22 protein-coding genes are annotated in these 20,617 nt (G+C 42.2%); 21 read left to right on the top strand and 1 reads right to left on the bottom strand.

What is annotated here, in order from left to right; all coding sequences use genetic code 11:
• Positions 1 to 4 precede the first annotated feature (4 nt).
• From ACKA06_RS18750 to ACKA06_RS18820, 15 genes are all read left to right on the top strand, one after another.
• Positions 5 to 1,333, top strand: a complete 1,329-nt coding sequence (locus ACKA06_RS18750; protein ID WP_411160372.1) for a CpaF family protein — start codon at positions 5 to 7, stop codon at positions 1,331 to 1,333.
• Positions 1,330 to 2,262, top strand: a complete 933-nt coding sequence (locus ACKA06_RS18755) for a type II secretion system F family protein (RefSeq protein WP_411160373.1) — start codon at positions 1,330 to 1,332, stop codon at positions 2,260 to 2,262. The genes ACKA06_RS18750 and ACKA06_RS18755 overlap by 4 nt, the downstream gene beginning before the upstream one ends.
• A gap of 3 nt (positions 2,263 to 2,265) precedes the next feature.
• Complete coding sequence (locus ACKA06_RS18760) at positions 2,266 to 3,204, top strand: type II secretion system F family protein (RefSeq protein ID WP_411160374.1); 939 nt, start codon at positions 2,266 to 2,268, stop codon at positions 3,202 to 3,204.
• A 36-nt stretch (positions 3,205 to 3,240) separates the two neighbouring features.
• Positions 3,241 to 3,462 (top strand): hypothetical protein, encoded by a 222-nt coding sequence (locus ACKA06_RS18765; RefSeq protein ID WP_064563641.1) that lies wholly within the window; start codon positions 3,241 to 3,243, stop codon positions 3,460 to 3,462.
• A 21-nt stretch (positions 3,463 to 3,483) separates the two neighbouring features.
• Positions 3,484 to 3,873: a TadE/TadG family type IV pilus assembly protein gene (locus ACKA06_RS18770; protein ID WP_411160375.1), complete on the top strand. Its 390-nt coding sequence runs from the start codon at positions 3,484 to 3,486 to the stop codon at positions 3,871 to 3,873.
• Positions 3,866 to 4,597, top strand: a complete 732-nt coding sequence (locus tag ACKA06_RS18775; RefSeq protein WP_411160376.1) for a pilus assembly protein TadG-related protein — start codon at positions 3,866 to 3,868, stop codon at positions 4,595 to 4,597. The genes ACKA06_RS18770 and ACKA06_RS18775 overlap by 8 nt, the downstream gene beginning before the upstream one ends.
• A 17-nt stretch (positions 4,598 to 4,614) precedes the next feature.
• Positions 4,615 to 4,818 carry a hypothetical protein gene (locus ACKA06_RS18780; protein ID WP_214872717.1) on the top strand — a complete coding sequence of 68 codons (204 nt, stop codon included), beginning with the start codon at positions 4,615 to 4,617 and terminating at the stop codon, positions 4,816 to 4,818.
• Between the two features lie 253 nt (positions 4,819 to 5,071).
• Positions 5,072 to 6,358, top strand: coding sequence for a hypothetical protein (locus ACKA06_RS18785; protein WP_411160377.1), 1,287 nt, complete (start codon positions 5,072 to 5,074; stop codon positions 6,356 to 6,358).
• Between the two features lie 224 nt (positions 6,359 to 6,582).
• Positions 6,583 to 6,744 carry a hypothetical protein gene (locus ACKA06_RS18790; protein WP_411160378.1) on the top strand — a complete coding sequence of 54 codons (162 nt, stop codon included), beginning with the start codon at positions 6,583 to 6,585 and terminating at the stop codon, positions 6,742 to 6,744.
• 3 nt (positions 6,745 to 6,747) lie between these two features.
• Positions 6,748 to 7,161, top strand: a complete 414-nt coding sequence (locus tag ACKA06_RS18795) for a hypothetical protein (RefSeq protein WP_214872727.1) — start codon at positions 6,748 to 6,750, stop codon at positions 7,159 to 7,161.
• A gap of 306 nt (positions 7,162 to 7,467) precedes the next feature.
• The gene (locus tag ACKA06_RS18800; RefSeq protein WP_214872730.1) at positions 7,468 to 7,668 is read left to right on the top strand and encodes a hypothetical protein; all 201 of its coding nucleotides are present in this window, start codon (positions 7,468 to 7,470) and stop codon (positions 7,666 to 7,668) included.
• 437 nt (positions 7,669 to 8,105) lie between these two features.
• Entirely contained in the window at positions 8,106 to 8,231 is a 126-nt protein-coding gene (locus ACKA06_RS18805; protein ID WP_318293622.1) for a hypothetical protein, read from the top strand.
• Positions 8,232 to 8,901: 670 nt separating this feature from the next.
• Entirely contained in the window at positions 8,902 to 9,705 is an 804-nt protein-coding gene (locus ACKA06_RS18810; protein ID WP_411160379.1) for a hypothetical protein, read from the top strand.
• 75 nt (positions 9,706 to 9,780) lie between these two features.
• Entirely contained in the window at positions 9,781 to 10,626 is an 846-nt protein-coding gene (locus ACKA06_RS18815) for a hypothetical protein (protein ID WP_214872736.1), read from the top strand.
• A 398-nt stretch (positions 10,627 to 11,024) separates the two neighbouring features.
• Positions 11,025 to 11,915, top strand: coding sequence for a sporulation protein (locus ACKA06_RS18820; protein ID WP_411160380.1), 891 nt, complete (start codon positions 11,025 to 11,027; stop codon positions 11,913 to 11,915).
• A gap of 340 nt (positions 11,916 to 12,255) precedes the next feature.
• On the opposite strand, the gene ACKA06_RS18825 is transcribed toward ACKA06_RS18820, so the two are convergent.
• Positions 12,256 to 12,942, bottom strand: coding sequence for a hypothetical protein (locus ACKA06_RS18825; protein WP_058300068.1), 687 nt, complete (start codon positions 12,940 to 12,942; stop codon positions 12,256 to 12,258).
• 473 nt (positions 12,943 to 13,415) lie between these two features.
• Here ACKA06_RS18825 and ACKA06_RS18830 point away from each other — a divergent pair, with 473 nt between their 5' ends.
• From ACKA06_RS18830 to ACKA06_RS18855, 6 genes are all read left to right on the top strand, one after another.
• Entirely contained in the window at positions 13,416 to 14,885 is a 1,470-nt protein-coding gene (locus ACKA06_RS18830) for a nicotinate phosphoribosyltransferase (RefSeq protein WP_064563595.1), read from the top strand.
• A 66-nt stretch (positions 14,886 to 14,951) separates the two neighbouring features.
• Positions 14,952 to 15,779 carry an ammonia-dependent NAD(+) synthetase gene (gene nadE / locus ACKA06_RS18835; protein ID WP_197669956.1) on the top strand — a complete coding sequence of 276 codons (828 nt, stop codon included), beginning with the start codon at positions 14,952 to 14,954 and terminating at the stop codon, positions 15,777 to 15,779.
• 96 nt (positions 15,780 to 15,875) lie between these two features.
• Positions 15,876 to 16,175 carry a hypothetical protein gene (locus tag ACKA06_RS18840; RefSeq protein ID WP_197669957.1) on the top strand — a complete coding sequence of 100 codons (300 nt, stop codon included), beginning with the start codon at positions 15,876 to 15,878 and terminating at the stop codon, positions 16,173 to 16,175.
• Between the two features lie 38 nt (positions 16,176 to 16,213).
• Positions 16,214 to 17,170: an AAA family ATPase gene (locus tag ACKA06_RS18845; RefSeq protein ID WP_058300071.1), complete on the top strand. Its 957-nt coding sequence runs from the start codon at positions 16,214 to 16,216 to the stop codon at positions 17,168 to 17,170.
• A 1-nt stretch (position 17,171) separates the two neighbouring features.
• On the top strand, positions 17,172 to 18,389 hold the full coding sequence (locus ACKA06_RS18850; RefSeq protein WP_058300072.1) for a DUF58 domain-containing protein: 1,218 nt from the start codon (positions 17,172 to 17,174) through the stop codon (positions 18,387 to 18,389).
• Complete coding sequence (locus ACKA06_RS18855) at positions 18,386 to 20,593, top strand: transglutaminase TgpA family protein (protein ID WP_411160381.1); 2,208 nt, start codon at positions 18,386 to 18,388, stop codon at positions 20,591 to 20,593. Before ACKA06_RS18850 ends, ACKA06_RS18855 begins: the two co-directional genes overlap by 4 nt.
• The last annotated feature ends 24 nt before the right edge of the window (positions 20,594 to 20,617 follow it).

The following is a 20,617-nucleotide window of genomic DNA, read 5'->3' on the forward strand; positions in this document are numbered from 1 at the left end:
TAGCATGTCCTGGGTTGAAAAAGCTGCGTCACAACGGCCGACAAAAACTCAATGGAATGTGGGCCAAAGTCAAGTCGACGTATGGGTGAGGCACTATAAAAACAGGTTGATCAAAGAAGCGAACTTAGAAAACATCACGACCATGAATCCTGTTGAACGTAAAAAGACCATCGAACGGCTTGTAAAGCAAATGATAAATGAAGAAAAAGTCATCATTCCGAATGATCAAACAGAGGAAATCGTTCAGCAAATCATCAATGAATCAGTGGGTTACGGGCCGCTCGAGGAGTTGCTGCGTGACGAATCCATCACCGAGATCATGGTGAATGGTCCGCACGAAGTGTTTATTGAAAGAAGCGGTAAACTTGAGGAAACGAATGTAAAGTTCAAGGATGATGAACATGTCCGTCACATTATTGACCGGATCATTGCACCGCTGGGGAGAAGGATTGATGAAAGCTCCCCCATGGTGGATGCGCGTCTGCAGGATGGAAGCCGTGTAAATGCCGTCATTCCGCCTATCAGTTTAGATGGGGCATCCATTTCCGTCAGGAAATTCAAGAAAGACCCATTCAAGCTGCAGGATCTCCAATCATTCGGAAGTTTCTCCAGCGATATGGGTGAATTCCTCCAGGCTGCCGTGAAGGCCAAAACCAATATCCTTGTATCAGGGGGGACGGGAAGCGGTAAGACAACTCTATTGAATGTACTGTCAGACTCTATCCCTTACGGGGAAAGAATCGTCACCATAGAGGATATGGCAGAACTTCGTTTCTCCTATGATAACTTGGTCCGGCTGGAAGCCAGACCGCCGAACATGGAGGGGAAAGGTGAAATCACCATCAGGCATTTAGTGAAAAACGCCTTACGGATGAGACCGGACAGAATCATCGTCGGTGAGGTCCGTGGTTCGGAAGCCATCGATATGCTTCAAGCGATGAATACCGGCCATGAAGGATCTTTGACCACGGTTCACGCCAATAGCCCTAAAGATGCCTTGGGGCGTTTGGAAGCGATGGTCATCATGTCCGGTCTTCCCTTAACGGTAGACGTCGTCCGCGGCTATTTTGTAGGAGCGTTGGACTTGATTGTCCAGACGTCCCGATTCTCAGATGGGAAAAGAAGGATAGTAAATATCGCAGAGCTAGTGGAGGAAGATGGTGAAATATTTGCAAAGGACATTTTCAAATTCAATCGTACCGCCACAAAAGCGGACGGGACAATTGAAGGAGAGTTTGTCCCAACTGGATATATTCCCAATGTCTATAAACGATTTGTTTCTTATGGAATCAATTTTGATAAATCAATCTTAACTGAAGGTGTTCTAACATGAACACGGCATGGATCATCTTGACCGCAAGCATGTTTACCTTTGCCGTATCCGTCTTTTATTTCATTTCTTATAGAAGTATGAAAGATACCAAGAAAAGAGTAGATTCATGGTTTGAGAGTGAAGAGCTTAATGAGAGGCGGAGTTTCGTCTTCCTGATCGGGGATAAATTCGATGGTTCTGAGTTATCTGAAGAACTGGAGAAAAAGCTCCTCCAAGGGAGTATTCCCTTGAAGCCTTCCGAGTATATGAGCCTTTATCTGTTGGCGATTGCTGCATTGACACTGTTGAATCGCTTTCTGTTTGGTCTATATTGGCTGATGTCCCTGTTATTCGCTTACCTTATTGTTCTGCTCGGGTCCAAGCTTCTCCTTAACTCCAGAAAAAATAAGAGAACAGAGACTTTTAACAAGCAGCTGCCGGAAATTTGCCGGATGATGAGTAACGGGATAAAGGCAGGTCAGACCATTCCTCAGGCGATTGAAATGGTGAGCAAGGACATTAAAGAACCAAGTGCTGAAGAGTTCCGCAAAATGGATCATCAATTAAAGCTGGGGGACAGTCTTGAGCTGGTCATGAATGAATTCCGTGAGCGGATAGCAAGTAATGACATTAATATCTTTGTGAGTACCATTCTGATTCAGCAGAAAGTCGGCGGGAACTTGGCAGAGGTGCTTTCAACGATGGCAGAGACACTTGAAGAAAGAAGCAGGGTGCATAAAGAAATCGCAACTGTTACAGCGGAGAGTAAATCGGTCGCCTATATCCTCGTCGTCATGCCGTTCCTGATGGCATTGATGATGAACCTGTTCATTAAAGGGTTCCTGAATGTTCTCTTCACACCATTTGGCTTACTGCTCTTTGCTGTCTTTACCATGATTGTCATGTTCGCCTTCATATTAATCAAGCGTCTGACGCATATAAGGGTGTAGAGTATGAAACTAGTAGGATTTTTTTCAATCGTCATGATTGCATTGATATTAATTATGCTTTTCACAGGATTTGTCTACCTGTTCCTCTATATCGCCAAAAGGGAGAACCTCCTGCTGGCACAAGGGTATAATCCTAAAAAGAAAAGAAAGAAAGTCTCTTTAAGACAGCGTATCATGGTACCGATCATTAAATGGGGAATCAAAGCGGGTCCTGTCGGGATTAAATATCCATTCTTCGCCAATGTGGAGAAGCATGACAAGATGCTGAAAGAAGCTGGAAATCCCCTGGGGATGGATCTTCAATCATTTTATGGAGTTCGGTTTGTATTGGCTCTTATCGGGTTGGGGTTTGGGAGTATCTACAGCTTCCTTGGAATGCCTTTTGCCCTCCAGGTCTTGCTCATCTCCATTCTGGGTGGGTTCGCGGGACCGAGTGCCTGGCTTTATTTCAAAGCTAAAAACAGGCAGGAGACCATCAGTGTGATGATGCCGGATTTTCTCGATACCGTGAGTGTGACACTTCACGCCGGAGTCAGTCTGGACGGAGCACTAAAGCAGGTTACGAAACAGTTTGAGGGTCCTTTGAGCGAAGAGATCGATCGATTCAATAAAGAAGTCGAACTGGGTGTTCCCCGTCTCTCCGCTTATGAGAATATTACAGAGCGAAATTCATCTAAAGAACTGCACACATTGGTGAATGCTCTGATTCAGGGGTCCGCCTTAGGAGTCCCTGTTTCAAGGACTTTCAAGCTGCAGGCGGATGATTTAAGGGCGAACAGAGGGTTCATTGCCAAGGAGAAAGCTGCAAAGGCAAGTCCTCAGATCACCCTCGTCACTACATTCTTTGTCGCCCCGGCAGTATTCGGGTTGATCATTGGGCTGCTGGTATTGAATATTATCTACAATCCGGAAGCTTTTGGTTTGGAATCTTTCCTTCGATAGAAGGATTACTATTACAAAAAATTAGGAGGAAATAACATGTTAACGAAAATGTGGTTAAAAGCAAACGCAACTTATTCTCGCTATGTAAACAATGAAAGAGGGGCACAGGCACTGGAGTGGGTAGCACTAGGGCTAGTAGTATTGGCGGTAATGGGAGCCATTGCTTCAGGTGTAGGAGATAACACATCCATTGGTAAAACAATTGTAAGTAAGCTTGAGCAAATGATCAATAAAATTGGCGGCGGTGGCGGAAGCTAATTGAAATTGGAGTGAACTATCGTGAAAAAGCTTTTTAAGAAACATGTTCAAAATGAAAAAGGATCACAAGCCATCGAGTTCCTAGCGATGTTTCCGCTGGTGATCCTCGGTATGTTGATCATTTGGCAGGTGGCTTTAATAGCATATTCCATTGTAGTAGCTGAAAGTGCTGCAAGGGATGGAGCCAGAGCCGCAGCGATTCACGATGAAAATTGGGAACAGGTCGCCCGTAACTCTGCATTTGGAATTCATGTAGCTGGTATTACCGGAGGTCCCGGGAATGAAGAAGCGAGAGTGGAAGTGCAAGTTAAGGCTCCTGTGATTTCTTTACCGCTGATTCATGAGATGGAATTTGACTTTACAGCTGATGCCGTCATGCCCATGGAAGAAAAGGCTGATTCAGATGAATAAAATAAAAAAGTATTTAAATAATGAAAGAGGCAGCGGCATGCTGGTATTGATTATCGGTATGCTGATTGCCGCCATTTTCATCGCTTTTATTTTCTTTGATTTTTCAAGTGTATTCATCAATAAGCGTGTCACCCAAACCGGAGCGGATGCAGCGGCACTTGCAGCCGTTAAGGAGTCCGGGAAATCTTTGGGAGAGGATCTTCGAGACGAAACTCAAGAAAAGCTAGATGACTTAAGGGAAGATTTTGAGGATTTTCTTGAAGACGAAGGAGAAAGTAAAGAAGGTTCCGGTGATGATGGGGAACCGGAAGAACTGCCAACTCCTGATGAATTACTGGAAGACTTTATCAATCAGGTTGAGGCCGAGCTCGGTAGAAGGATGCCTTCTGATATAAAAGAATGGTTAAAGGACTCAGACGTAGAAGTGGATGCCAATTCTGCCTTGAAGTTTTTCTTTGAAGAGGATGAAGTAAGTGAGATTGCTTGTAAATCTGTAAGAGATAACCTGAGCGGGGCAAGGGAAGCAGCCGAAAGATATGCAAAAGAGAACCAGAATGACCGTCTTGTCGATATCCGGTTCATACCGGAGGACTTCCGTATATATGTGGAAACGGATCGAAAAGGCCAATATGTGACAGTGTCAGATAAACTGTTAAGCCCTATTCAGTCTGAAGCTTCTGCACGCATCGGCAGTCCGAAAGGATTCACGGTTACATGTGACTAAAAAGTAGGAATGAGATTATGAGAGTACTAAGTATCGTTATGTTCATGTTATTACTTGTCATCTTTGGTTTAAGCTTTTTTGCCGGTCACGAATCACTGCAGCCCTATTTGGTTGTCATGATATGGATCAGAAGGGTGCTACTCGGCATCGTGATGGTGATAGCAGGGATTAGCATATATAAACTATTTAACACCCCGAGAAAGCAGAAAAAGGGGTACTAGTGTAAAAGCGATGGTGATCTTTCCATCGCTTTTACACTAGTACAGGAAAATATAGGAGAATATACACAAAAAAGAAAATCTGTCTAAAGTATCAGAATCCCTTTCTCTGTAAGGAACGTATAGTAGTTCCCAAAAATGGTATGGCCTTTAATTGGTCCGCGGAAACCATCATTCATATAAGGAAGTTCTTATGAGAAATGGGAAAAATCTTTGGAGTAAATAAAAGAAATAAATATGAAGTGGAGGGAGTAATGTGCAATACAAAGAAAAAATGAGAAAGAACCTTCTTTTATTTCTACTAATCTCTTTTATATCGTTCTTATTTGTTCAACCGGCTTTCGCAGATGTTGGAGAAGTAGATATGGATCAGAACAGTGTAAGTAAAACCGAAGAAGGAGATAGTGAAAGCGGAGAAACAATCGATGGGGAAACAGACCTGCCCTGGTGGAAAAAAGCATTGGAATTTGGTGAGGATGTCATCGATGATGTTGGGGATGGTATCAGTGATTTCGGTGACTGGGCATCAAACGAATGGAATCAATTCAAGGAAGATTGGCCGGAACGGTGGGATTCAATCAAGGGTGGATTCGAAGACGCATGGGATGCGACCTCTGACTGGTTCAGTGACCGGGCTGATGACGTAGGCGACTTCTTTGGAGCTGTGGGTGACTGGTTTGCAGAAAATGAATGGGCACAAACTGTGATCGCTGCAGTCGTAGCAACAGGGGCTATAATAGGAGCAATTGCTCTTGTGGCAACCCCGCCTGGTTGGATTATGATGGCAGTAATAGGTGCAGGTGCACTTGCAGGTGGTTTCCTGTATCAATCTGCTGCATCGAACGCAGGTGCTGAATATAGTTTCTGGGGTGCTTTAAGCTGGGCCTTTGCTGGCGGGATCGCAGGTGGAATTGCGCAAGGCACAGGAACTTTACCGTTTTTACTAAGACTTGCAGGCAGTAGTGCGAGGGCGTTTCCTGGGGCTGCGGTTAGGTATTTTAGTGGATCGGGATTATTAATGAATATGGGAGTCGGTTCTGGTGTATCCGGGATATTTTCCTTCACTAAAATGATTTTAACTGGAGAGGGTACTTTAGTTGATGTTGCAATTGATACAGCTTTTGGTGGATTAGCTGCTGGAATTTTAGGACCGCTTGGTGGCCCTATTGCTAATTCGTGGAAATCAAAAAATGTTTATGAAATAGTAAAATATGGTGTTATTACAAGTGGCTATGCAGGTCTTGATAATTTTGTAGTGGAAGGCATTAAAGGTTCATGGGATTCAACAAATATTTTAATAGGCATGGCAGCTGGTGCAGGAATGTATAGTATTTTTGGTAACGTGAGTAAGTACTTAATTAAATATGGAACAGCTCCAAGTACTTCTGAATCAGATCAGCTCATGGATCAAATAAGTGAAGAGATATTAAATAAAAGTTTTGAAGAACCATATAAAGGTTTCTTAGAAGACAGTATTGAACCACCAAAAGAAACAACGCCTAAAAATACTAAACCACCTGAAATAAAACCATTAAATAATTAGGAGGATAAAATGAAAAAAGACTTAAGTAAGAGAGGGAAAATTAGTCTAGTCCTATCGCTGGGTACTTTAATAATAGGAATGCTATATATGTATTTTATTATGGACGGACGAACAAGGTTAAATGCACAAGACACACAGTTTCTAATAATTGTGGTATTAGTCTCGAGTATATTTATGATTATTACCCTAGTTGAAAGAGCAAAGACACAAGGTGGACATTTTTCGTGGAAGAAGTTTGGAATCATCCTGTTGATAGTTATTCTCTTTGGCTTATGGAGAATAACGGTATAAAACCATACAATATAAAAAAGCTTGAAAGCTCATTTCAAGCTTTTTTTACACATAGCAAATTCCATTTTTTAGGATTTTCCAGAGAGGAGTATTAGCTTATGAATTTAATAGAAGCAAGAAAAAGAGTAAAGACAATGGGGGTTGTGGCTGCGGTCATATTAGGGATTCAGCTGCTCATATTGTTGGCCTTGGTTACGCTGGGGCAGTCGAACTTTCTTGGTCTGGATCTTTGGAGCTTGATGGACATTGTTATCGGAGGTGCCTTGGTTATTTGGCTGCTGGTTAAGAAAAGCCGGACAGCCGCAGTGGGTCTGCTCGTTTTGTATATAATTGCTCAAGTTATGATGTTATTTGCGGTTCAGAATCCAACATTAGGTTTCTGGATCGGGCGTTTGACCATGGTGGCAATTATCTTAACCATTTACATCCGCGGCGTTCAGGGAGCTTTTGCCTATCACAGATTAAAAAAGAAGGATATTGAAGAAAAGGGTTCGGAACATGTTGCTTACTAGTTGTAAACATGTTTAAAACAAGGATTGGAGATATGGATATGTCAAAAAAAGAGAAACGGTGAGAAGGCTTTATTTGTTCCTAATGATTTTATCTATGTTATTTATGTACCGGTAACAGTAATTGAGTGGTTGGAAGGAAATGGAGGAATTCCTCTTACAGCGCTCGTAGTGGGAATTGCGTTACCTTAATAACAAACCAGAATGAGGCAGAATGAAGGAGCTTTAATAGAATACTCAGGCTTTTTTTCACAACTTTAAATCTTGGTTGAGTGGGAACGGTCCCCATTTTACCCAGGAATGTATACTATGTTTGGCAAGGCTAGTAGCTATATTGTAAAATCTGGTTCAACTCCTAGCGATGCTGAAGTTGATCAAATTGTGGACCAAGTAAGCGAAGAAATTCTTAATAAAGGGTTTGAAGAGCCATATAAGAGATGGTTAAAAAATGAAATTAAAATACAGAAAAAGTTCCGAAGCCAAATCCCCAAACAAATGAAATCCCATTAAATAATTTGGAGGATAACACTCTTATGAAACAGCACAAGATGAGTCTTATTACAAAAATTAGTTACATTGCCTGTTTTTAGCGATGGGATCAGTTTTTGTATACGGAATTTTTGTAATGGATGGAAGAACTACTTTGAATTCTCAAGATAGAACATATATGTCAATAATGTTGGTTGTATTATTCACTTCTTTGATTTTTATGATTGCCGACCGCTCTAAGTAAAGTGGAGGAGAATTTTCTTGGAAGAAATTTAAATCATAATAATATTAGTTGTTCTATTCGGTTTATGGAGATTAACCGTGTAAGTATAGGAAGACTGAGCGAGGGGACTGTCTGAGAATCTAATAAACTTAAAAAGCTTGAAAAGCTATTTCAAGCTTTTTTTTCTAACAACACATTCCATTTTTATGGATTTAATAGAGGGGAGTAATATCTTGTGAATTTGATTGAGGCGAGAAAAAGAGTGAATACAATGGGAGTTGTCGCTGCAGTCATATTAGGAATTCAGCTGTTCATATTGTTGGCTATGGTTACCCTGGGACAGTCGAATATACTTGGTTAGACCTTTGGAGTATAGTAGACATTTTTATCGGATGTACCTTGGTTATTTGGCTGCTGGTTAAAAAAAGCCGGACAGCCGCAGTAGGTCTGCTAGTTTTGTATATAATTGCTCAAATCATGATGTTGTTTACTGTTCAGAATACAACATTGGGATTCTGGATCGGAAGGTTGACAATGATGGCCATAATCTTAACCATTTATGGGCGTGGCGTGCAGGGAACTTTCGTTTATCATCGTTTGAAAAAGCAGGAACGTTCACAAAAGGATCCAGAGCAAATTGCTTACTAAGTTTGATACCTTCAATACAAACAAGGTTTTTGAAACTACAATAGTAAATTTGGAAGTAACGGGAAGGTTTACTTTTTTCAAGTATTACATTTAGTGAAATCATTAGAGCCGTCCCCATACTTCATGAAGGACAGGCGGAAGGAGCTGTTATGATAGCCGGAGGAGCAGTCTTTTAGGGTGCTGCTAAATTAACTAAACTAGCAGCAGATAATTGGGGCAATATTAAAAAGTTTGCTAAGAATCCTGTTAAAAATAACGCTAAAGTAATATGGAGGGGAATAGTAAAATCAAAGATTGGTTTAGTTAATTAATTGTACATTTCCAAAAGAGACCAGTTCCTTTTGGGATTATTATTAAGTCATATAGAAAGGTGGCTAACCGATTTGAATACTCAAGTACTACCTCAAAAAGCAAAAAAGCATAAAAAGTGGTTCGAGAAAGTATTCATTAACCCTTATGGCTACGAAGTTAATGGCAGTAAGTATTTTTTAACATTATATAAAAGAAATGAAAAAACAACAGGATACTCAGTAATTACTGCTGAACAATTTCATAGCGGTGACGCTTTGAAAGCTTTTGAAAAGTTAATGTTATACACAGTTTTCGTTAATAATTTCTTCTCTATAGGAGAAGAAAGAGCTCGAATTAGTGAAGACTATTTTTTAATTCCTGCAATACAGATTGACCAATACCTTCAAACCAATGGAATAAATGAGGCTTTAGAAAAAGGAAAAAAAATCTTAAATGAGTATGGGAAATTACAAAAAGAATTTAAGAATTTTGCAAATGAATACACCAAATATTATGACACTACTATTTTAAGTAGTAATGAAATTAATGATTACGACATTGATAAACTTCTGTTAATACTTTCTAATTTAAATAGGATTCAATACTTGCAAGGGAAAAGATTTATTGAATCATATAATGAACTTAAAATGTTAGAAAAAGAAATGAAAAAAACTAAAATCTTTTCCACTATTCCAACAGACAATCAAAAATTTTTAACAGAGTTATTAAGAAGTAAAAAGGAAACTGAGGGGACTTTAAAACAGTTAGATGTAGAAAAAGAAATAGAACACTTAACAGTAAATGAACAAACTAAGATTTTAGTAAAAGAATTCGAGAAGGCGGGAAATAAAAAGATGCCACGTTATAAAAAAGACCTGCGCTACCCAAAACCATGAGGTGAGAAACCATGAATAAGAAAACCTGGTCTACTGTCAAAGGGTGGTTTTCTTAAGTAGGAGGATGTTGGAATAATGAACACCAATGAGATAGAAACATTAGCACAACAACATAAGAAGTTATGGGAAAAGGTTAATGTGTTTCCTTATTCCCTTAAGTTGAATGGTAAAACGTATAAAATGGCTCATTTTTATAGACTTACGTCAAAATTATATGGAAGCTTCTTATATACTCCGTATAATTTATCTTTTGAAGAAGTGAAAGTAGTTTTCTATAAATTTATACTCTTAGAAGAGTATTTGAAGAACAAAATAGCTAAGTTAAACAGGTATGCTTCAACCGATTATACAGCGAGTTATTTGGGTTATAGAGAATATTTAACAAATGTAATCCTTCAAAATGAACTTTTTAAAGATGCAAATTCAGAAATTCAATTAATAATCGATGCAATCAACTATTTTGAAAATTCTTTGGAACGTATTAAGTCAAAGTATAAACAATTCAAACAGCTCAGCGATAATATAAAGATAAATGGTGAATTTACTAGTGAACAATTGTCTGAAATACAATGGATATACGGAGAAGCACACGCTATCCAGTTTCTGCAGTCAGTTCAACAAGAAGATATTCTAAATTCAGCTAAACTCTTAAAAAATCATATTGATAAAGAAAAAATCTATAAAATTAAGGATTTCGAAGAATTTTATAAAAAGACTAAAGTTTTAATTGATCCAAATTCTGAAGCAACCTTAAAGCACTCATTAAAGAAGTTTGGTGATTATGAAGCTAATATCAATCTGAGGTATGAGGATCTGGTAAGAAAACTCATTAAAGTATATGAAAAAGACTTCTATAAAGCATTAGACGAAGATTTTATAAAAAGAAGGGTTAGGAACCCGTCTGTCAGGGAGAGAAGTTAAATATGCTTGAGTCATTGCAGAATAGTTGGAGGATAGATACAAGAAAATTTGAGGTGGGTATTATTACTCTCTCTTTCAATTCTTTTTCCTTTACTGTTAATAAACTGGTTTGTGTTAAACGTGGTATATCTATTTGTTATTAATGAATTTACCTCTGCTAGGGCAGATTTCTATTACGATTTTTAATTGACTATCATCTGGCTGTATTTAGCTTTTTGCTTTTGGTTCCTGTGATCATTACCATTATTAAATTTAAAGCCCTGAACATCAGCATAGGGTATGGAATCGTGCTTTATGTCCTGTCTATTCTCCTCCTTGTAACACTCCCGGCTTTTCTTAAAAGACCAGAAGAAATCAAAATATATGAATCTGCTAATTGATTAAAAGGAGAGATCCCCATGTTCAACAAACACAAAAAAGTCATGCGCAACGCTAAATTTAAAAAGCTGATCACTAGGACAATCGGACACGTCAAGGTGGACACTGTGCTGACTGAAGAGCGGGTGACGCCCGGTGGTACGCTTGTTGGTGAAATTCAGCTGTCGAGTAAGAAAGGGTTTAAAGAAATAGAGAAGGTAAGTGTTTCACTTATGCAGCAGTTCCCATTTTCTGATGATACGGTGGCTAATCTTTCTTTGATCACTGCTGAAATGAGATTGTCAGGGGAGCAGAAGGAGCTTAATGAGTTGGTATTGCCTTTCGAATTGAAAGTTCCTTATTTTACGCCGAAGAGTGCAGTAAACAGAAAATGCTGGATCCAGACGGACATTGATCTTCCTTATAAGCTGGATCCGAGGGATATGGATTTTATCGAGGTAAATGAACATCCACTTCTTCCATACGTAAATAAAATCGTGACGGAAGAGCTGGGGTTTGTGAAGACAAATAGAGAAGAAGTTATTCACTATCCGGGGTTCAAACCGAAATGGGTCATTGATAAAAAAATCCTGAACCATCCCCTTTATCCGATGCTATCAAGCAGACAGGTGCCGGTGGCTCACGAAATCGAATATTTCCCTCCGGAAGAGTTCAGGACTAAATATCGGGAGATCGAGTTTATATACGATATTAGCGAAAACGGCATGGATTTGTATGTAGAACTCCAATTTATCATTCCGAAAGAGATTGGCGGTTACTTCAAGCGTGCTGCCATAAGTGAAAGCGACCGGGATGAAAGAATCCACAAGCTGTCTTTCACTAATGAAGAAATTGAGAACCCTGAGATCATTAAAAAGAAGCTGATGGAACTCCTGGAAAATACTGAAATACCGGAAGAATTAAGAGTTTAATCAAACGTTTGTTTAAAAATACTGAAGCCTAATAACAGATGGACATAATGGCTGGGACAAAAGCTTATAAGTCGAAGAAAATCCGAACCAACATTTTGAATTTCATCATTCAAAGTAGTTCGGATTTTTTGTTTATGTCAGCGGTTGATTGGAGTGCTAGACGAAGACTCCTGCGGGAAAAGCGAGTTAGATGAGACCCCGCAGGCATAGCCGAGGAGGCTCACCAACCGCCCGCGGAAAGCGAAGTCTTGCACGGAAATCAATAGCGGTATTTAGAGCCCTCTCTTAAGTTATGCGTTTTAAGGGGATGGAATTCAGTTTGTCTTAGGTTCCTCAAGTACTAATATTTCTTTTCAATCTTTTGCTTTATAGTCTCGATTTTTTCAGGAACTACATACAAATAGTCAATCAAACCTTCTAACAGCTCGATCAGCAGTTCTGCTGTTTTGTCATCTACCTCTTTTTCCAGCTCGAGCATTTGGAAAAATGGAGTGTCCGGACGGGTGAGTTGGCTTAATGTTTGAATGGGCGATGATAAATCAACATTCTTTGGCAGCTGCTCAAACTGTTCGGATAATGTCTGGCTTTTTGCTTTATCCGTATTCAGGTTTTTCACTAAACTTTCAAGAACCCGCTTGGTCATGACGGCTGTGGCTGAGTGATCATTCGACTGATTTACATTTAATGCTGAACGATAGGACCTTACAAGATCTTGTGAAATCCGCTTGTTGTCTTGAATTTTATCAAGAGGGCCATTTGTTGCAGTTGGATCATAGACGTGGATGGTGACTTCTTTCGTTTGTTTCGATGAGTCTTCCTTGATCATTAGAATAAAAGTAGAGGGTTTTTTGCACACAGAACAAATTCCCTCTGAAAAAACACCGGTCTTAATCTGATAAAAGTTGGCTTTTAATGAAAACTCTCCTTGTTTACGACAACCCGGGCACTGTGTCCGGACCTTTTTTGGTACTTTTAAATATCCATACTGAGTAGATGATACTATCGATCCTGGCGTAATTTCTCTCATTTCAACCTCCTAAACAGCAAAGATTTTTTCGTTTTATTGTAAAAGTATGAAAAATCATACAATTACTTCTATATAAAATTATAACTTTATAAATCTGGACAACAAGCTTCAATAAATGGAAAATGAAACCAATAGTTAGAGGGGATAAAAACTATCAAAAAGTGTCTATTAAAATGATTCGAAAATAAAGGTCAAAATAATGGGGTGCTTTCAATTGGAAATAATACAAAACTCTCTTTCAAGGGAAGTTTGCAGAAAGCTGAAAGGGTACACTGTCTGTAATTATTGTTTTTAATCAAACGTTTGTTTAAAATCTTGAAGTCTGTCTTCAAGATTTTTCATAATTCAAAACAATTTGTATTCTGCATAGAAGCACTTCCACAGCCAAAACATTCGGAAAAACCGCTATAATTGGGTAGAATAGAAACAATGGTGTTATTGACTAACGGTTGGAATGCAGAAGGAGAGAAATCATGACACATTTTACAGATGACAGCATAGCTTTGCATACAGATTTATATCAGATAAATATGACCAAGGCCTATTGGGATGATGATTTCCATAATCGAAAGGCTGTTTTTGAGGTATTCTTTCGAAAGCTGCCTTTTGGTAATGGATATGCGGTGTTTGCCGGATTGGAACGTGTGATTGAGTTTGTGAAGAATTTTCATTTCAGTAAGAGTGATATTGAGTATTTGAGTGAACTGGGGTATGAGGAGGAATTCCTCAATTACTTACGTGACCTCCGCTTCACCGGGACAATCCGTTCTATGCAGGAAGGGGAGCTTGCTTTTGCCAATGAGCCTCTTTTGCGGATCGAAGCGCCCCTTGCACAGGCCCAGCTTCTAGAGACGGCGATTCTCAATATCGTTAACTATCAAACATTGATTGCGACGAAGGCGAACCGGATCAAGCAGGTTGTCCATGATGAAGTGGTGATGGAGTTCGGTACCCGCCGTGCACATGAATTGGATGCGGCGATCTGGGGTACGCGTGCTGCGTTCATCGGTGGATTTGATGCGACCAGCAACGTGCGAGCAGGGAAGATTTTCGGAATGCCTGTTTCGGGTACTCATGCCCATTCACTGGTACAGGCGTATCAGGATGATTACACGGCCTTCCATAAATATGCTGAAAGCCATACGGACTGCGTGTTCCTCGTTGATACGTATGACACCCTGAAATCAGGAGTGCCGGCTGCGATCAAGGTTGCGAAAGAGCTTGGGGACAAAATCAATTTCAAGGGGATCCGCCTCGACAGCGGGGATATGGCTTACTTATCCAAAAAAGCCCGCAAGATGCTGGATGAAGCCGGTTTTACCGAAACGAAGATCATTGCATCCAATGACCTGGATGAGTACACCATATTGAACTTGAAAGCGCAGGGAGCCCAGATCGATGTATGGGGTGTCGGCACGAAGCTCATCACGGCATACGATCAGCCGGCGCTTGGTGCGGTGTACAAGCTTGCTTCGATCGAGAATGAAAAAGGTGAGATGGAAGATTCCATCAAGATTTCAAGTAACGCGGAAAAAGTATCCACTCCAGGATTGAAAAAGGTTTATCGGATCATCAATAAGGTTAATCATAAATCAGAGGGGGATTATATCACGCTTGAGCATGAAGATCCCCAGCATGAAGACCGGCTCAAGATGTTCCACCCGGTTCACACATACATCAGCAAGTTCGTGACGAATTTTGAAGCAAGGGAGCTTCATGTTGACGTATTCAAAAATGGTGAGCTCGTATATGAAACACCTTCGCTTCAAGTGATGAGGGAATTCGTCAATGAAAATCTTGATTTGTTATGGGATGAGTACAAGCGTTCCATGAATCCGGAAGAATATCCGGTGGACTTAAGCGATGAGTGCTGGACGAATAAGATGAGCCTCATTCAGAAAGTAAAGGCTGAAGTGAAGGAAAGATTTCACTCAGCCAGGTAATTAGATTTGTGATTGGGTAACATAAACGGATATAATGTGATAAAACCTAACATGGAGTGTGAAACTATGGATTCTCTTCAGAAACAAATCGTTGATGAAATGATGGTGTCGCCTGAAATCGATCCAAAGAAAGAGATACGACGAAGCATCGATTTCATGAAAGACTATTTGAAAAAGCATTCATTTTTAAAAAGTATGGTGCTCGGCATTTCCGGCGGACAGGACTCTACCTTATTAGGGAAGCTTGCCCAGATGGCCGTTGATGAACTGAACGAGGAAGCGGGATCGGATGAGTATGCATTTTACGGAATACGCCTTCCATACGGCGAGCAGGGTGATGCCCAGGATGCGATCGACGCCGTGGAATTCATCAAGCCATCCGTGTCCATGACCGTCAACGTCAAGCCGGCCGTGGATGCAAGCTTTTCTTCCTTGAAAAAGGAAGGCATGGAGATGTCCGACTTTGTCAAAGGAAACGAAAAAGCGCGTGAACGAATGAAGGTTCAGTTTGCGGTTGCTGCAATGAAAAATGGCGTCGTGCTTGGAACCGATCATTCAGCGGAAGCTGTCACAGGATTCTATACGAAGTTCGGTGACGGAGCGGCTGACCTTGTACCCCTTTTCCGTCTTAACAAACGGCAGGGGAGATCACTCTTGATAGAGCTTGGTTGCCCTGAGCATCTTTACAATAAGAAGCCGACGGCCGACCTGGAAGAGGACAAGCCGCTTGTTCCTGATGAAGAAGCACTCGGTGTCACTTATGATCAGATCGATGACTTCCTGGAAGGGAAAGAAGTGCCGCAGGAAGCCAGGGAAACAATCGAGAAACACTACCTGAAATCACAGCATAAGCGTCATCTGCCGATTACGGTGTTTGATGATTTTTGGAAATGAGACTAATGAAAAGCCGATTCTCATATGATTGAGAGTTGGCTTTTTTTGTTTTGGCACGGCTGGGGCAGGTACGTACGGTGAGTGGAGTGTCAAATCGTGGTCGAAACGTCATTTGGAAGATTATTGCCTGTTTTCGAAAGATTTTTGGTCAAAATTAAAAGATTTTCCAGCCGAATTCGAAGAATAATCAGTGAAATTAAAAGGTTATCGTTCAAAATTCAAAGATTCCGTGCCGCCGCAGCCCAAATCCACGAAACAATCACCACCAACTTCACCTGCTCCGCTGAAAAAAATGATGCCAAGCACATCCGTATGACAAATTTCCTAAAAATTCGTATTATTTTTCACCCGGAATGGAGGATTTTTGGAAAACGAAACGAAAGTATTAATAGTTAGAGAGAAAAAACATATAAAAGGGATTCAGGAGGGGTCGCATGACACAGGAAGTAGTAAATCCGAAATTGCAGAACGTCGTTGAAAATATAGAGAAAGTCATGATAGGAAAGAGAAAGGTGGCAGAGTTGAGCGTGGTGGCGTTACTCGCCGGCGGTCACGTGCTGCTTGAGGATGTCCCGGGAGTCGGGAAGACGATGATGGTCAGGGCGCTAGCGAAATCAGTGGGGGCAAGCTTCAAGCGGATCCAGTTCACGCCGGATCTTCTTCCGTCGGATGTGATCGGGGTATCGATCTATAATCCGAAGGAGATGGAGTTCAGCTTCAGGCCGGGACCGATCATGGGAAATATCATATTGGCGGATGAAATCAACCGTACCTCCCCGAAGACGCAGTCGGCGCTTCTTGAAGGGATGGAAGAGGGAAGTGTGACGATCGACGGGAACACGCGCAGGCTGGATAAGCCGTTTTTCGTTATGGCCACACAGAATCCGATCGAGTATGAAGGGACCTATCCGCTTCCGGAAGCCCAGCTAGACCGTTTTCTTTTAAAAATGAAAATGGGATATCCAGAGCCGGCTGAAGAGATGGAAGTTCTTCACCGCGCACAGAAGAACCCTCCGATTGATGAGCTGGAGGCTGTGATGACCCTTGAAGAGCTCCGTTATCTTCAGGAAGAAGTGAAGGAAGTACTGGTGGATGACACCATTAAGAAATATATCGTGGATATAGCGGGCCGCACGAGGATCCATGCGAATGTTTATCTTGGAGCCAGTCCGCGTGGATCGATTGCGCTGATGAAGGCGTGTCAGGCCTATGCGTTCTTAAGGGGAAGGGATTTCGTGATTCCGGATGATGTGCAATTCCTCGCACCATTTGTGTTCGCCCACCGGATCATCATGAAGTCGGAAGCCCGTTATGAGGGGATCACACCGGAAGAAGTGGTGGAGCGGGTGATGGCGCGCATCCCGGTACCGGTTCAAAGGCTAGTGAGATAGCATGAAGAACAAACTTCAGATACTAAAGCCGATCGGCAAGCTTTTGCTTCTTCTTCTATTGATTGCCATCACGTTTACGTACGCAATGTTTCAAGGGGGATTTGTGAGCTGGTTCCTTTTTTACAGCTTCATTCCTTTCGCTCTGTATTCACTGTTTGTGTTCTTTTATCCGCTTTCCGATTTTTATGTGGAGAGAAGGTTCGAGTCGCTTGAATACAAAGCGGGGGATGAATTGAAGGTGACGCTGACGCTGAGAAGGAAGGTTCCTTTTCCGTTATTTTATATGGTGCTTGAAGATGTCGTGACGGAATCTTTATTCAGGCAGTCAGCATTTCAAAAAGCGAAATCGATGATCTACCCCGGTTTCAGGAGGGAAGTGAAGCTGTCCTACTTCATAGATGAACTCCCACGCGGTGAACATCTTTATTCCGCGGTACGCCTTAAAACCGGTGACTTTTTCGGGGTATTTGAAAAAGAAGCGGTCATTGAGTGCAAGGATCAGCTCCTAGTTTATCCTTCATTTGTAGAGGTTCAATACAGGCCGCTTGAGAACCGCTACGATCAGGGGATGACCTCATCGAATGTGAAAATACAGAAGGATACGACGATGGCGACGGGTGTTCGTTCGTATCAGCCTGGTGACCGTTTTTCATGGATTCACTGGAAGTCGTTCGCCCGGACAAATGAATTGATGACTAAGGAATTTGAAGAAAGGCAGTCCCATGATGTGCTCATCGTGCTCGACCGTGAGTATTCCGCGGCCTTTGAACCGATGGTCACCTTCACGGCATCCGTCATTCGCTCCATTATCAAAAAAGGAGCGCAGGTCGGTCTGGTGTCGATCGGTGAGGATCATCAATCATTCCCGATCAGGGGCGGAGAAGAACACCAGGGGCAGCTCTTCTATCATCTGGCGAAGGTTCAGCCTGACAGCCGGTTTGCGCTGGGGAAAGTGCTCCAGGGCGAAGGATTGAATTACTCGCAGTCCGCGGCCGTGTTTTTCGTAACGGCTGAAGTTTCGAAAAAAATGATCATGAGTGTGAACAATTATACAAAGCGCAGCAGTTCAGTCGTCATTTTCCTGGTGAAGGCAAAGGGCGAGTCCTATACTGATGAGGAAAAAGCGTTGAAAGCTTATGCGGCCTCACGAGGAATCTGGCTGAAGGCCTGCTATGACGGGGACTTCTCATCAGCCTTTGCGGAGGTGAAGCGGGCATGAAGGGAAAAGCATCAAGCAATCGATTTTATTCCATATTGATCTATCTATTCGGATTCCTGCTTTTATGGGAATGGCTGAAACCGCTAAAGGTGGTCACCGATACCGGTGATTTATCGTACTTTATCATGTTCATTCTGCTTGCTCTGACACTTTCTTATTTCCGCGTCCACTTCTTGCTGTCGGGTACGGTAAAAGCCGTGTTCATCCTGGTCGCCCTGCATGCCCTTTATTTTCAAGGTTCCTTGCTGGAACTTGCCTGGCTGGGTGAGTTTGTAAAGGATGTGTGGCGGAACCTCGGCCTGACGCTGGGCAGGGACTGGTCCGGTTTATCATTTGTGTATCGCAGCCTGCTGTTCTTCATTCTCCTATGGCTGATGACGTATCTGATTCATTACTGGCTGTCGGTCAGGAAAGCGATCCTGCTTTTTTATATCATGACGGTCACCTATATCAGCGTCATCGATACGTTCACGGAGTATGAAGGGGACAGCGCGATCATACGGGTCGTTGTATTTGGATTCCTGCTGATGGGGCTCCTCGCCCTTGAACGGTTGATCCAGGGTGAGAAACTGAATGGGCTGGCAGCGAATATGAACAGGCACCGCTGGATCGTGCCGCTTACCGTGATGCTCGGGGTCAGCTCGATTGTGGCGTTTGCCGCACCTAAAGCCGATCCGCTGTGGCCGGATCCGGTACCTTATATTCAATCATTTGCGGAAGGATCCGGAGGCTTGAGCGGTGTAAACAGGCTCGGGTACGATACTGACGATTCCCAGCTCGGGGGACCGTTCATCGGCGATCCGACCGTTGTCTTCACGTCCGAAGTGACCAGGGAACATTATTGGAGGATCGAGACCAAAGATATGTATACCGGAAAAGGATGGGAGCAATCCTTGGATGAAGAGGATGGTGTCCCGTTCGCTTCTGGTGAAGAGCTTCCGTTCTCATTCACGGCTGAAGATGAGGAGCGCGACCTCGAAACCGAAAACGTGAAAATCGAGAAAGGGTACTCTCATGTGGTTTATCCATACGGGGTTGAAAATGTGATCGGCAACGAAAAGGGCAATTTTGAATTCCTGCCGGTAAAAGAGAAAATAAGAAGTCTCGATGAAAAGGGTGAACCTGTAAACTTAAGTGAATATGCACTCACTTACCGCCAGCCGTCTTATTCCCAAAAAGGGATGAGAGCGGCAAACGAAGGACAGGAAGCGATGCAGGTTCCTGAATTTGTCGAGCGCTATACGCAAATCCCTGCTTCCACTCCGCAGCGTGTAAAGGACTTGGCTGCGGAGATCACGCAGGATAAAAAAGACTGGTATGACAAGGTGCGTGCCATTGAAGGGTATTTTGAAAAAGAGGCATTTGTGTACGATCAATTCGACGTCCCGGTACCTGAGGAAGATCAGGACTATGTCGATCAATTCCTGTTTGAAACTCAAAGGGGGTATTGCGACAACTTCTCGACTTCGATGGTTGTCATGGTCAGGTCCCTCGGTATCCCGGCCCGCTGGGTAAAGGGGTATACAGAAGGGGAATACAGACGGCAGATCGATTCTCAGTACAAGCTTTACGAGGTGTCGAATAACAACGCCCATTCATGGGTGGAAGTATTCTTCCCCGAAGTGGGCTGGGTACCGTTTGAGCCGACCGTCGGCTTCAGCAATAACATTGCCTATGAGTATGACCTCGATGTACCGGATACAGATGAAGATCAGGCCCCGATTCCTGAAAAAGAAGAAACACCTAAAAAGCCGCTGGAGCAAACTGAAGATGAAGCGGCAGGCGGAGGTTTTTCTTTCAAGGATCTTTGGGAAACGATCAAAACCTTCTTCGCCGAGAACTGGGGTAAAATACTGGTCGGATTTTTACTGCTGGTGCTTGCAGCGGTGTTGGCCTATATTTTCAGAAGGCGCTGGCTCCCGTATTACCTGATTGTTTATTACAGAAGGAGAAAGTCTGAAGATATCTATTCTGAAGCATATATCTCCCTTGTGAAACAATTAGGCAGATATGGATTAAAAATGCAGGACGGCCAGACCCTGCGCGGGTATTCCCGTTACATTGATACGTTCTTCGGAACCTATGAGATGACGAGCCTGACCAACCGTTATGAGCGTACGCTGTATGGTCATAAGCCAGATCAAGAAGATTGGATGAAGATGAGAGAATTATGGGAAAATTTAATTAAAAAGACAACTGGTTGACCGCTTCATCAACAAGGTTTAAAA

The organism is Rossellomorea oryzaecorticis, from assembly GCF_045897515.1.
GTDB lineage: Bacteria > Bacillota > Bacilli > Bacillales > Bacillaceae_B > Rossellomorea > Rossellomorea enclensis.

Bases quoted from the DNA above. Each gene is read 5' to 3' on its own strand.
- ACKA06_RS18815 (WP_214872736.1), top strand. From the start codon at position 9,781: ATGAACACCAATGAGATAGAAACATTAGCACAACAACATAAGAAGTTA.
- ACKA06_RS18825 (WP_058300068.1), bottom strand. From the start codon at position 12,942: ATGAGAGAAATTACGCCAGGATCGATAGTATCATCTACTCAGTATGGA.
- ACKA06_RS18755 (WP_411160373.1), top strand. From the start codon at position 1,330: ATGAACACGGCATGGATCATCTTGACCGCAAGCATGTTTACCTTTGCC.
- ACKA06_RS18845 (WP_058300071.1), top strand. From the start codon at position 16,214: ATGACACAGGAAGTAGTAAATCCGAAATTGCAGAACGTCGTTGAAAAT.
- ACKA06_RS18820 (WP_411160380.1), top strand. From the start codon at position 11,025: ATGTTCAACAAACACAAAAAAGTCATGCGCAACGCTAAATTTAAAAAG.
- ACKA06_RS18765 (WP_064563641.1), top strand. From the start codon at position 3,241: ATGTTAACGAAAATGTGGTTAAAAGCAAACGCAACTTATTCTCGCTAT.
- ACKA06_RS18830 (WP_064563595.1), top strand. From the start codon at position 13,416: ATGACACATTTTACAGATGACAGCATAGCTTTGCATACAGATTTATAT.
- ACKA06_RS18775 (WP_411160376.1), top strand. From the start codon at position 3,866: ATGAATAAAATAAAAAAGTATTTAAATAATGAAAGAGGCAGCGGCATG.
- ACKA06_RS18760 (WP_411160374.1), top strand. From the start codon at position 2,266: ATGAAACTAGTAGGATTTTTTTCAATCGTCATGATTGCATTGATATTA.
- ACKA06_RS18750 (WP_411160372.1), top strand. From the start codon at position 5: ATGTCCTGGGTTGAAAAAGCTGCGTCACAACGGCCGACAAAAACTCAA.
- ACKA06_RS18780 (WP_214872717.1), top strand. From the start codon at position 4,615: ATGAGAGTACTAAGTATCGTTATGTTCATGTTATTACTTGTCATCTTT.
- ACKA06_RS18850 (WP_058300072.1), top strand. From the start codon at position 17,172: ATGAAGAACAAACTTCAGATACTAAAGCCGATCGGCAAGCTTTTGCTT.
- nadE (WP_197669956.1), top strand. From the start codon at position 14,952: ATGGATTCTCTTCAGAAACAAATCGTTGATGAAATGATGGTGTCGCCT.
- ACKA06_RS18795 (WP_214872727.1), top strand. From the start codon at position 6,748: ATGAATTTAATAGAAGCAAGAAAAAGAGTAAAGACAATGGGGGTTGTG.
- ACKA06_RS18855 (WP_411160381.1), top strand. From the start codon at position 18,386: ATGAAGGGAAAAGCATCAAGCAATCGATTTTATTCCATATTGATCTAT.
- ACKA06_RS18800 (WP_214872730.1), top strand. From the start codon at position 7,468: ATGTTTGGCAAGGCTAGTAGCTATATTGTAAAATCTGGTTCAACTCCT.